The sequence below is a fragment of the Paenarthrobacter sp. 10N417 genome (assembly GCF_056394745.1).
Genome location: NZ_JBFTIL010000018.1, coordinates 41826 through 53928 on the forward strand (window position 1 = coordinate 41826; position 12103 = coordinate 53928).

General features: G+C 61.4%; 12 protein-coding genes. 6 read left to right on the top strand and 6 right to left on the bottom strand.

From position 1 onward, the window contains the following. The first annotated feature begins 270 nt into the window (after nt 1-270). On the top strand, nt 271-1143 hold the full coding sequence (locus AC1DCM_RS19735) for a GerMN domain-containing protein (protein WP_442005671.1): 873 nt from the start codon (nt 271-273) through the stop codon (nt 1141-1143). Nucleotides 1144-1189: 46 nt separating this feature from the next. Here the strand turns inward: AC1DCM_RS19735 and AC1DCM_RS19740 are convergent, their stop codons facing one another. Genes AC1DCM_RS19740 through hrcA form a run of 3 tightly spaced genes read right to left on the bottom strand, consistent with a single transcriptional unit; the run spans nt 1190 to nt 4159 of the window. After that, nucleotides 1190-1963: a 16S rRNA (uracil(1498)-N(3))-methyltransferase gene (locus tag AC1DCM_RS19740; RefSeq protein WP_477519429.1), complete on the bottom strand. Its 774-nt coding sequence runs from the start codon at nt 1961-1963 to the stop codon at nt 1190-1192. A 2-nt stretch (nt 1964-1965) separates the two neighbouring features. After that, complete coding sequence (gene dnaJ, locus AC1DCM_RS19745) at nt 1966-3093, bottom strand: molecular chaperone DnaJ (protein ID WP_431115348.1); 1128 nt, start codon at nt 3091-3093, stop codon at nt 1966-1968. 58 nt (nt 3094-3151) lie between these two features. Beyond that, nucleotides 3152-4159 carry a heat-inducible transcriptional repressor HrcA gene (gene hrcA / locus AC1DCM_RS19750; RefSeq protein ID WP_442005673.1) on the bottom strand — a complete coding sequence of 336 codons (1008 nt, stop codon included), beginning with the start codon at nt 4157-4159 and terminating at the stop codon, nt 3152-3154. Between the two features lie 174 nt (nt 4160-4333). On the opposite strand from hrcA, the gene AC1DCM_RS19755 reads away from it, so the two are divergent. Together AC1DCM_RS19755 and AC1DCM_RS19760 are read left to right on the top strand one after the other, a co-directional pair. Continuing rightward, nucleotides 4334-5185: a DUF3097 domain-containing protein gene (locus tag AC1DCM_RS19755; protein ID WP_442005730.1), complete on the top strand. Its 852-nt coding sequence runs from the start codon at nt 4334-4336 to the stop codon at nt 5183-5185. Between the two features lie 135 nt (nt 5186-5320). Next, nucleotides 5321-5734, top strand: a complete 414-nt coding sequence (locus AC1DCM_RS19760) for a DUF4870 domain-containing protein (RefSeq protein WP_159699313.1) — start codon at nt 5321-5323, stop codon at nt 5732-5734. A gap of 28 nt (nt 5735-5762) precedes the next feature. Here the strand turns inward: AC1DCM_RS19760 and hemW are convergent, their stop codons facing one another. Beyond that, entirely contained in the window at nt 5763-6992 is a 1230-nt protein-coding gene (gene hemW, locus AC1DCM_RS19765) for a radical SAM family heme chaperone HemW (protein ID WP_477519430.1), read from the bottom strand. Beyond that, nucleotides 6993-8846: a translation elongation factor 4 gene (gene lepA, locus AC1DCM_RS19770; protein WP_477519431.1), complete on the bottom strand. Its 1854-nt coding sequence runs from the start codon at nt 8844-8846 to the stop codon at nt 6993-6995. 220 nt (nt 8847-9066) lie between these two features. Here lepA and AC1DCM_RS19775 point away from each other — a divergent pair, with 220 nt between their 5' ends. Further along, nucleotides 9067-9606 (top strand): type II toxin-antitoxin system PemK/MazF family toxin, encoded by a 540-nt coding sequence (locus AC1DCM_RS19775; protein WP_477519432.1) that lies wholly within the window; start codon nt 9067-9069, stop codon nt 9604-9606. A gap of 167 nt (nt 9607-9773) precedes the next feature. Beyond that, nucleotides 9774-10034, top strand: coding sequence for a 30S ribosomal protein S20 (rpsT, locus tag AC1DCM_RS19780; protein ID WP_442005677.1), 261 nt, complete (start codon nt 9774-9776; stop codon nt 10032-10034). A gap of 81 nt (nt 10035-10115) precedes the next feature. Here rpsT and holA read toward each other — a convergent pair whose 3' ends face one another. Further along, a complete protein-coding gene (holA, locus tag AC1DCM_RS19785) occupies nt 10116-11132 on the bottom strand; it encodes a DNA polymerase III subunit delta (protein WP_477519433.1) in 1017 nt (338 codons plus the stop codon). Between the two features lie 218 nt (nt 11133-11350). Here holA and AC1DCM_RS19790 point away from each other — a divergent pair, with 218 nt between their 5' ends. Beyond that, nucleotides 11351-12070: a hypothetical protein gene (locus AC1DCM_RS19790; protein ID WP_477519434.1), complete on the top strand. Its 720-nt coding sequence runs from the start codon at nt 11351-11353 to the stop codon at nt 12068-12070. Nucleotides 12071-12103: the final 33 nt, after the last annotated feature.

The window sequence follows — 12103 nt, forward strand, 5'->3', positions numbered from 1 at the left end:
CCCCGCGAGGTCGTCCCTCGACTGCGACATTTTGTCTCAACTCGGCATCAAGCGGGTATCAATCCTGTTTCAGTTGCCGCCAGTGCCCGCAAACCCGGCCAGCCGCCGTCGACGATATGCCAAGCTGGCAGAGCGGGTAGTCAGACTACGCGCGTTCGACGGGCCGGCGAGAACCACCGGCCACCAAGGCAAGGAACCCCCATCGCGCAGTCAGTAAGCCATCAGCCCGGCGGGCGAAAGCGGAAAAAGTCCGCGGTCGCAGCGCCTGCGATGCTTGCTGTCCTTTTGCTGACCGGCTGTATCGCCAACGGCGGACCCACTCAAACTACGTCCAGTGCGCCGCCAGTCAGCGTCCAGGAAGCTCCGGCCAGCAACGCTCCCCTGGAGACCACCCAGGCGTCCACGAAGATCCCGGTCTACTGGATTGGGCGGAGCAAGGAAGATGTCTACCTCTACCGCGAATTCAGGGACATCTCCGGCGATGGAAACCCCGTCACCACTGCGCTGCGCATCATGATGGCCGAAAAGCCGTTGGACCACGACTTCTTCACCCCGTGGCAGGACCCCGGCAGCTTGGCAACATCCATCTCGGGCAAGAACGTGATCACCGTTGATATTTCCCGGGATGCCTTCAACTCCAACCTTGATGCAGGCATGGCGCAACGGGCTGTACAGCAGCTGGTCTACACTGCCACGGCAGCAGCTTCGTCGTCAGGCCTGATCAACTCCGGGCAGCAAATCCAAGTGGTCATCCTGGTCGACGGTCACACTGATTTCATGGCCTTCGGCCAGGTACGGCTCGGACAACCAATGGCAAGGGACGCTTCCTTGGTGGCGCCACTATGGATCATCGACCCGCAGGAGGACACCTCGCTCCCGGCCGGCGTGGTCAAGTTCAATGGCCGCAGCACTGACAGCTCCAAGCCGGTCAGCTGGCAGATCCTCCGGGACAACGGCAATGGCGAAAAGGCCAGCCTGCTGACCGGCCAGACAAAAGCCACAGGAGAGCCGGGACAATTCGGCGTCTTCTCCTTCAATGCGACCCTGAAACCAGGGAAATACGAATTGCGCGTGTCCCAGGTTCAGGACTCCGGGCAAGCAGACACATCCACCACCGATACGCGACTTTTCAGCGTCGGCTAGAGCCGGCGTCGCGCATTAGCTGGCGTTGCCTGGAAGGCGACACAGCCTACCAGCGGCCCAAGACATCGGAGGCGAGTACGACGGCGGCGGGTCCCGCCGTCGAAGACCTCAGGACGTGGTGCCCCAAGAGAGCCGTGACCGCCCCGGCGTCGCTGAGGCGCGTCACCTCGCGTGGCGAGATGCCGCCTTCCGGCCCCACGATCAAGAGGACTTCACGTGGTGAATCCAGGCCGCCGGCCTGAGCCACGATCGGCGCTTCCAGGACGGTCCGCAAGGGGTTCTTGGCGTCCTCGTGAAGGATTACAGCCAGGTCCGCGGCGGCAACAGCCTTTGCCAAAGCCGCGGAATCCAGGATCGGACGCACCTCCGGTATCCACGCCCTGCGGGCCTGCTTCGCCGCGGCAGTGACCACAGACTGCCACTTCGCGTGGGCCTTGGCAGCGCGATCCCCCTTCCAGCGGACGATGGATCGCTCAGCCTGCCAAGGAATCACCGCATCTATGCCCAGTTCGGTGGCCGTTTCAATGGCCAACTCGTCACGGTCACCCTTGGCCAACGCTTGGACCAGCACCAAACGCACGTTCGGCTGATCTTCGAAAATCACCTCGGATGCTGTGACGGACAAACTTCCAGGTCCAACCTCTGCGACCGTGCCTGTCAGGCGGGCTCCTGCGCCATCGGCAATGTCCACGGCCTCACCGACAGTGAGCCTCTTCACGGTAACGGCATGCCGGGCTTCTGCACCGTCGATGACGAACAACGCGCCCGGCTCAACACCGGACAGGCTCCCGGCAGGCGCGAAGAAGACGGGATTGCTCACCGCTACAGGTTACCGAGCTTGTCCCGCAGCTTGGCGAACATGCCGCCGCTGGCCACGAGTTTTCCTTCGCTGAACTGCTCGCCGCGCAACTTGGCAAGCTGCTGCAGGAGCTCTTCCTGTGCCGGATCCAGCTTGACCGGTGTCTCAACGTGCAGGTGCACCTTGAGATCGCCTCGGCCATAGCCCCTGAGGTGGGTAACGCCCAACCCGCGAAGCGTGATGACCTCGCCGGACTGGGTGCCGGCCTTGACATCAATCTCCTGGGGCCCGTCGAAAGTTTCCAGGCTCAGTTCCGTGCCCAAGGCGGCGGCTGTCATCGGAACGCTCAGTGTTGCGTGCAGATCGTCGCCTTCGCGGATATACGTGGAGTCATTGTTGACGCGGATCTCTACGTAGAGGTCGCCCGCAGGTCCGCCAGCTGGTCCTGCTTCGCCCTGTCCGGAGAGTTGGATGCGCGTACCTGTCGCAACACCGGCAGGAACCTTGATGGTGAGGGAACGCCGGCTGCGGATACGGCCCTGCCCGTTGCACTCGTTGCAGGGATCCTTGATGACCGTACCGAAGCCCTCACAGGAACCACACGGCGCCGTGGTCATGACTTGGCCCAGGATGGATCGAACGGCCCGCTGGACTTGGCCGCTGCCGCCACAGATGTCACAGCGCTCCGGGTGTGTGCCCGGCCGGCAGCAGCTGCCATCGCAGGTGGGGCAGACGACAGCCGTATCAACTTCGAGCTTCTTGTTGACACCAAACACGGCGTCCTTGAGGTCGATGCGGACACTGATCAGTGCGTCCTGGCCCCGGCGCACACGGGAGGCCGGACCAGCGTGCCCGCCGCCACCGCCGAAGAAGGTATCGAAGATGTCCTGGAACGCGAAACCCTGGCCGGAGTAGCCGCCACCAAAGCCGTTGTCAGTGCCATTCTCGTTACCGGTGGCATCGTAGACGCGGCGCTTTTGGGGGTCGGACAGCACTTCGTAAGCATGCGTCACGGCCTTGAACTGCTCCGCGACATCCTCCCCCGGGTTGACGTCCGGGTGAAGCTTTCGCGCCAACTTGCGGTACGCCTTTTTGATCTCTTCCCCGGTGGCTTCCGGAGAGACTCCCAAAACGTCATAGTGGCTGCTCAAAGTCTGTATCTCTTCCTTGTTATACGGTTACACGGCGATTCTTACCTCGGGGCTTGCGTCAGCCGCCGAGAATGCGGGAAAGGTAACGGGCCACGGCGCGCACGGCAGCCATGGTGGTGGGATAGTCCATCCGGGTTGGTCCGAGGATTCCCACCTTGGCACCGGAGCCGTACCCCGTTGCCACGACCGAGGCCTCGGCCAGGCCATCGTAAGGATTCTCGCGCCCGATGCTCACTGTCACGCCGCGGGGATCATCCCCCATATCGGACAACAACCTAAGCATGACAACTTGTTCCTCAAGAGCTTCCAGCACTGGCCCAATACTCAACGGGAAATCGACATTTGAGCGGGCAAGGTTGGCTGTTCCGGCCATGACGATGCGCTCTTCGCGGCTGGTGTCGCTGAGGGCTTGGAGACCATGGGCAAGATGCTGCGCGAGTCCCCGAAGCTCCGGCGGGCACAGCGCCACTACGGAAGGCAACACCTGCGGCAGCAGTGCCAGCTGGGTTCCAGCGATGCTTCCCAGGAACCGGGAGCGAAGGGCCATCAACGCCTCATTACTTACATCGGAGCCAGCCTCGATGACCTTCTGGCCAACGCTTCCTGTATCTGCGATGAGCACCACGAGCACCTGCTTTGGCGCCAGGAGGACAAATTCAACGTGACGGACCAGGGCACGGTTGGAGTGCGGGTACTGAACGACGGCGACCTGGTTGGTCAGTTGCGACAGTAGCCTGACCGTGCGCTCAAGGATGTCATCGAGGTCGTCCGGCCCTTCAAGGAGCGAGTGGATGGCTCGACGCTCCGCGGCGGACAACGGTTTGACCTGCGAGATGCGGTCCACGAACAGCCGATAGCCCTTGTCCGTGGGGATGCGGCCTGCGCTGGTATGCGGCGCTGCGATGAGGCCTTCTTCTTCCAGCACAGCCATATCGTTCCGGATGGTGGCGCTGGAAACGCCCAGATGGTGCCGCTCCACAAGTGCCTTGGATCCAACAGGCTCACGGGAATGCACATAATCCTCAACGATTGCGCGCAGCACTTCAAGCTTGCGTGGCTCACTCATTGCAACACCTCCTGACGACTGTCCGGGCCTTTATCGGGACGGATAAACAGCACTCACTTAGCACTCAACATGCCCAAGTGCTAACAAGTCTAGTATGAGCCAGCACGTTGCTAGCATTGAAACCGCCCGCGGGAGTTATTCCCAGCACAACCAGCACAGAGGGGTATGAAGTCCTTGGCTTTCGATACGTGGGGCCCGCAGGATCTGTCCGCTCCTGCCAAACGCCAACTCCCCGAGGTAGCCGTCCAGCGCGGGATGGTCCTTGAAGACGTCCAGTCCGGCTGGGTGGGCGAAGTCACACGGGTGGAGAAATCGGGGGGAATGCACATCGTCTCCCTTGAGGACAGGCGTGGCAAAACCAAGTCGTTCCAACTCGGGTTCGGTTTCCTGCTTGAAGGGCAGGCCATCCGTCTCATGCCTCCGGCAGCAAAGGCTCCTGGTTCGCCTGTGCAGTCGGGTCGAACGGCATCCGGGTCCGTCAGGGTCCTGGGCCATCGTGCACAGGTGGCCAAGGCGAGCCGTATTTGGGTGGAAGGCAAGCACGACGCCGAACTGGTGGAGAAAGTCTGGGGCGACGACCTCCGCATTGAGGGCATCGTCGTAGAGCCACTCCACGGCGTGGACGACCTCAAGTCAGCTATCGCCGCATTCTCGCCCGGGCCAGGGCGCAGGCTCGGGATCCTGGTAGACCACCTCGTGGCAGGCTCAAAGGAATCACGCATCGCCGCAGAAGCCATGACGGTGCCCGGAGCCGCCGGAAACGTCCTGATCGTCGGCCATCCGTATATAGACGTCTGGCAAGCCATCCGGCCAAAAGTGCTGGGTATTGAGCGGTGGCCGGAAGTTCCACGAGGCACTGACTGGAAGACCGGGATACTGACCGCGTTCGGCTGGCCGCACGAAACCGCCGAAGACATTGGACTCGGCTGGCAGCGCCTGCTTGGTGCGGTACGCAGCTACGCCGACTTGGAAGCGTCGCTGCTGGGAAGGGTAGAGGAAGTCATCGATTTCCTCACCACTGCCTGACCGTCTTGTCCTGAATTACGTTTCCTCAATGCACTTTTCGCAGGGACGTAACGGGGCGTTGGTCCCGGGATGACCCGGAACCCAGTATTCTGGGACAGCAACACTGCAGCATCTTTAAAGCAAAGGGAAGACACCGTGGCAGAGAACGCTCCTGAAGAACCGGGCAGCGCCGCAGGCCAGCCCCAGTACCATGGCGCGCCCGCAAACGCACTCCCACTGACGGCAAGCGAAGACCGGCAGTGGGCCACCCTTGCGCACTTCGGGGGAATTCTGGGATGCCTGCCGTCCCTGTTGATCTATCTCATCTTCCGTGATCGCGGGCCATTTACGGCGCAGGAATCCAAGGAAGCACTGAACTTCACGCTTCCTCCGACCATCGCGGCAGTCCTGGCAAATATCCTGGTTCTGCTTCCCGTCGTGGGCAATATCTTTGCAGTCATCGCCACGGGCATCTGGGTAGCCCTGACGTGCTTCTCAGTCTCGGCTGGTATCCGCGTCAATCACGGACAGCCCCACCGCTACAAGCTCAACCTGCGCTGGATTAAGTAGTCCAAGGCTTCCAGGATTCTGCAGACGATTAGTCCGGCAGAATCCTGCGCACCACGGCGTCGGCCAGGAGCCGGCCCTTAAGGGTAAGAACCAGGCGCCCCTTGAAGGCCGCACCCGGATCCACGAGTTCTTCAGCGATCAGTCCTGCCATCGCATGGCGGCCAACTTTGTCCAGCGCATCAACGGACAGACCTGTACCGAGCCGGGCCTCAAGCATGATGCGCTCGACTTCCCGGGTTTCGGCGTCAAGGGTTTCCCTACCAGCTGCCGGCGAGTCTCCTGCAGCCAGACGGTTGGCGTAAGCGGTGGGGTGCTTGACGTTCCACCAGCGGACACCGCCCACGTGCGAGTGAGCGCCCGGACCGATCCCCCACCAGTCATCGCCCCGCCAATAGGCAAGATTGTGACGGCAGGCCTGTTCAGGCGCTTTCGACCAATTGCTGACCTCGTACCATGTCAGCCCGGCTTCCGAGATCAATTTGTCGGCGAGCTCATATTTCGCGGCGTGGTCGTCGTCGTCAATTCCGGGAACTTCGCCGCGGCGGATTTGGGCCGCCAGCTTTGTGCCGTCTTCCACGATCAGGGCATAGGCGCTGATGTGATCGGGTTCGTAGGACAGGGCGGTCGCAAGGGACAGTTGCCAGTCCGCCATCGACTCTCCCGGCGTGCCGTAGATGAGGTCAAGGCTTACGGCCAGGCCCGCCTCGCGCGCCCACTGGACCACCAGCGGAACGCGGCTCGGGGTATGGGTCCGGTCCAGCACTTTGAGGACGTGCGGTACCGCGGACTGCATGCCAAAAGAGACGCGCGTAAAGCCTGCATCCGCCAGCACCTGGAGCGACTCGGGCGTTACGGAGTCGGGGTTGGCTTCGGTGGTCACCTCGGCGCCCGGTTCAAGTCCCCACTGCACGACGGCGGCACGAAGGATACGAGCCAAGTCCTCGGCAGGGAGCAACGTGGGTGTCCCACCACCGAAAAATACAGTGCTCAGTGGGCGCTTCGGCAGACCGGAGGCATCCATGGCGGTGGCTGCAAAGGCCAGTTCAGTGACAGCCGTGCCTGCGTAAGCATCCTGCGACGCCCCACCACCCAGCTCGGTGGCCGTGTAGGTGTTGAAATCGCAATAACCGCACCTCACCGCGCAGAAGGGGATGTGCACGTACAGGCCGAACTTGCGGTGCTCGACGCCGATCAGCACCTGCGGAGGCAACAAACCGTCCGCAGGTGCAGGGTCGCCCAAAGGGAGGACGCTGGGCATTTACTTCTTTGCCTTGTCCTTGGACTCGTCGGTGGTCAGCGCAGCGATGAAAGCTTCCTGAGGCACTTCAACGCGGCCCACCATCTTCATGCGCTTCTTGCCTTCCTTCTGCTTCTCGAGCAGCTTGCGCTTACGGGTGATGTCACCGCCGTAGCACTTGGCAAGAACGTCCTTGCGGATGGCCCGAATGCTCTCGCGGGCAATAATGCGAGATCCGATGGCAGCCTGGATGGGCACCTCGAATTGCTGACGCGGGATGAGTTCGCGCAGCTTGCCGGTCATCATGACACCGTAGGCGTAGGCCTTGTCACGGTGGGTGATGGCACTGAAAGCATCCACCTGCTCGCCCTGGAGCATGATGTCCACCTTAACGAGGTCGGCAACCTGTTCGCCGTCGGCCTTCCAGTCCAGCGAGCCATAACCGCGCGTCTTGGATTTGAGGATGTCGAAGAAGTCGAACACGATTTCCGCCAAGGGCAGGCGGTACCTGATTTCCACACGGTCCTCGGAGAGGTAGTCCATACCACCCATAACGCCGCGGCGGCTCTGGCACAGCTCCATGATGGCGCCAACAAACTCGTTCGGTGCCAGGATGGTGGCTGAGACCATAGGCTCGCGGACCTCGGAGATCTTGCCTGTGGGATATTCGCTGGGGTTGGTCACGTGGATCACCTTCTTGTCCTCCAGCGTTACCTCGTACTCCACGTTGGGAGCTGTGGAGATGAGATCGAGGTTGTACTCGCGCTCAAGACGCTCACGGGTGATTTCGAGGTGGAGCAGACCCAGGAAACCAACACGGAAGCCAAAGCCCAATGCGGCGGACGTCTCGGGCTCATAGACCAGAGCGGCGTCGTTAAGCATCAGCTTCTCGAGGGCATCGCGGAGCACGGGATAGTCAGTTCCATCAAGCGGGTACAAACCCGAGAAAACCATGGGCTTGGCATCGGCGTAGCCGCTGAGCGACTCCGACGCCGGCTTGGCGAGGTTGGTAACGGTATCGCCAACCTTGGATTGGCGGACGTCCTTAACTCCGGTGATCAAGTAGCCGACCTCGCCCACACCCAAGCCCTTGGAAGGTGTGGGCTCCGGGGAGCTGACGCCGATTTCCAGGAGTTCGTGAGTGGCGCGCGTGGACATCATCTGGATCCGCTCACGCGGGTGCAGCATGCCGTCCACAACGCGAACGTAAGTGACCACGCCGCGGTAGGTGTCATAGACGGAGTCGAAGATCATGGCCCGGGCAGGAGCATTGGCATCGCCCACGGGAGCCGGGAGGTCACGGACAATTTTGTCCAGCAACGCTTCCACGCCTACTCCGGTCTTGCCTGAAACCTTGAGGACATCTTCCGGGTCTCCGCCAATAAGGTTGGCCAGTTCCGCCGCATACTTCTCAGGCTGGGCTGCCGGGAGGTCGATCTTGTTCAGCACCGGGATGATGGTGAGGTTGTTCTCCATCGCCAGGTAGAGGTTGGCAAGTGTCTGGGCTTCGATCCCCTGTGCTGCGTCAACCAGCAGCACAGCGCCTTCACAAGCTGCCAGGGAACGCGAAACCTCGTAGGTGAAGTCGACGTGGCCGGGAGTATCGATCATGTTCAGGGCGTAGCTGGTGCCATCGAGTTCCCACGGCATACGCGCTGCCTGGGACTTAATGGTGATGCCGCGCTCACGTTCGATATCCATACGGTCCAGATACTGGGCCTTCATGTCGCGCTGTTGAACGACGCCGGTGTACTGCAGCATGCGGTCGGCCAAGGTGGACTTACCGTGGTCGATGTGGGCGATGATGCAGAAGTTCCGGATGATGGCCGGATCTGTTGCGGCGGGCACCGGTGCGGTGCGGGCCATGGGAGACACGCAGGATCCTTACTGTCGACACTCACACGGCACATCCACCGGCTGGGCAAAGGCCAGCCGGGACATGCCGCGCATCTGATCCTCTAGTCTCCCACGAACCAGCGGTTCACCGTACATTCCTGGTTCACCGTGCATTCCTCCCGGAGCACTACATTCCAGCCGGACTCGCTGAAACGCTGCGCACCGTTGCTTGGCAAACCATCGCTGTAGCGTTGTCCGCATGGCTTTGGACTTGCGCCCACTGGGCAAACTCATCCTTCGATCCCTCAAGGCGCTCGGCGGCAGCAGTACCGGTAGAAAGAACGCTCCCGCTGGTTCCCCTCCGCAGCGAACCCGGCAACCCGCCGTCGGGCAACAACCGGGCGCCTACCCCGGCGACTTCACCGGCGTGACGAAACTGCACTACTCCCCCAAGCCGGATGGTCGGCCGGATCCCGGTGAAATTGTGTGGACCTGGGTTCCCTTTGAAGAGGACTTCTCGCAGGGCAAGGACCGCCCGGTGCTGTTGGTTGGCAGGGATGGCGAATGGCTCCTGGGCCTCATGCTGACATCCAAGGACCACGACAACGGCAGGCGGGCTGGAGATTACGTTGATGTTGGGGTGGGGCAATGGGACCGTCAAGGGCGCCCCAGCGAAGTCAAGCTTGACCGCGTGATCCGGGTGAGCCCCCAGGCGATCCGGCGCGAAGGTGCAGTCCTCGGCAAGCCAGCGTTCCTTGAGGTTTCCCAGGCCCTGAGGGATCGTCACGGCTGGAGCTAATCACCGTTCCACACTGGGCCCGGCTTTCTGCTATCCTTTATAGCTGTGTGTCCGTGCAGGTCGACGGCCACTCATGGTTGGCTGCCATAGGCATCCCCACGCCGCTCAGTCGATGGCCAACCTGAAAACCCTCTAGACCATTTCCGCATTAAAAAGAGAGTTCATACGTGGCTAATATCAAGTCCCAGAAGAAGCGCATCCTCACCAACGAGAAGGCTCGCCTGCGTAACAACGCCGTCAAGTCCGAGCTGAAGACGGCCATCCGCGTCGTTGCCAACGCCGTTGAGTCTGCTGACAAGGATGCTGCTGCAACTGCACTTGTTGCTGCCAGCCGGAAGCTGGACAAGGCTGTCAGCAAGGGCGTTATTCACAAGAACAACGCTGCAAACCGCAAGTCGGCGATCTCCAAGAAGGTCAACGCACTCTAAGGTTTTTCCAGTTCGACTGAGCTGATCAAAAGGCCGGCGCCCACGGGTGCCGGCCTTTTGGGTTTAACCCCGTCGCTGGATTTAACCCCGCCGCGCGGAGGTAGCGATAACGGTTACCGCGTGTTCAACGGCATACACAGGATCGCGGGACAGGCCTTTGACTTGGGCGTCGGCCTCGGCGACAACCTGTATAGAGCGAATGAGGCCCTCGGGGGTCCAACGACGGACGTCCCGCTGGGCCTGCTCGACGAGCCAAGGCTGCATACCCAGGCTTTTCGCGATGTGGGCCGACGATCCTTGGGCTCCGGCAACCTTGGCCAACGTGCGCAGCTTTGCCGCAAGCGCAGCCACCAAGGGAACAGGATCAACCCCGGTAGACAGGGCATGCCGCAAGGTGGACAAAGCCACTGGCCCGTTGCCCGCCATCGCGGCATCGGCCACCTTGAACGCAGTTGCCTCGACGCGTCCGCCGTAGTAACGTTCCACGGTTGCTGCATCCACGGCTGTCGTCGCGTCAGCAATTAATTGGTTGCAAGCGGCCGCGAGCTCGGACAGATTGGCTCCCACTGCATTGACCAGGGCCTGCACAGCTTCGCCATCAATCCGGCGACCACCGGCTTTGAACTCCGAGACAACAAACGCAGTTTTGTCCGCGTCCTTCTTAAGAGGCTGGCAATCGATCACAGGCCATCCAGCCGATTTCACTGCGTCAAGCAGCTTCTTCCCGCGAACACCACCGGCATGGCGCAACACCAAAACCACATCCTGTTCGGGACGGGCCAAGTACGACAAAGAGTCGGCCAGGAACGCATCATTCATGGCTTCCAGGCCCTCAACTTCAATGAGCTTTCCCTCGCCGAACAGAGATGGGGTTACGGTCATCGCCAATGACCCGGCCTCGTAGGGGCCAGCGTTCAGCCTGCTGAGTTCAACATCCGGAGTTGCCGTCCGCACTTGGGATCTGATGCGGTCCATGGCCCGGATACCGAGGTACTCCTCCGGGCCCGTGATCAGCACCACGGCGGCCGGGGTCGCGTCCCGCCAGCTGACGTTGTTCGCAGCGACGCTCTTGGCCCGGGTGTTTTGGGCAGCAGCCACAGATGGTTCCTTCCGGCGGATTTTTTGCAGACTTCAAGTCTGCCATGCCTTCGCGGCCGTGGTGCCACTGCTGTTGCGGTCGGACTCTTCCCAACATCGAACACCTGGCTGCTGTGTGGATCTTCCCTCCGCCTGCGGCACGATTCGAACAATCTTCCTACTAGGTGTGTGTTAGCGGGCACAAGAAATCTGCCACAGGCACCTGTAAGGGGATACCGATGTACAAGAAATCGCTGCTGGGCCTCGGGGTCGTAGCACTCCTTGGAATGGCGCTGGGTGCATGCTCAGACCTTGGAACGTCGCCGGACACAGCTTCCGCTCAGCCCAGTGAGAAGGCAGCACAGGCGAAACAGTACAGCAACGGGGAACTACTGGATTTGGTCAAGCAGATCAAGGCGGCTGATGGCACCAGCCTGACCACGGTCTCCGGCGAGGAACTGTCCAGCCAGGAGAACCCGATGAAGGAACTACTGGCCTTGATGACCATTGAGCCCGCGGAATGCAAGGCACTTGGCGCCCTCGGCTCATCGGAGACCATTGCCGGATCCACAACGGCAGGAGGGGCATCAGTTGACACTGCCGGTGGCGTGATGACGGGTGTAACCCTGACCTCTGGTTTGGACGCAGACGCACTGCGCAATACGGTCCAGAACAACAAGTCCCAAGCAGCAGCCTGCGAGAACATCACACTCTCCATGGCGGGGCAATCAATGACCATGACAACGAAGCCGGTGGAGGGCGTCAGCTCTGTGCCTGACGCCGCGGCGTACAAGACAGCCATCAGCCTGCCCGATGGCAGGGCGCAGTCCACGTTTATCGCTTACGCCGTGAAGGACGGAGTGTTGATTACCGCTACAGCGTCAGGGCAGAACGCTGATGCAACGGGTGCCGCCGCTGCAGGTGCGCTCATGGATCAAGCAGCGGCACTCATCAAGTAGCGGACCACAAGCGGCGGCATCAGGAAATCCATG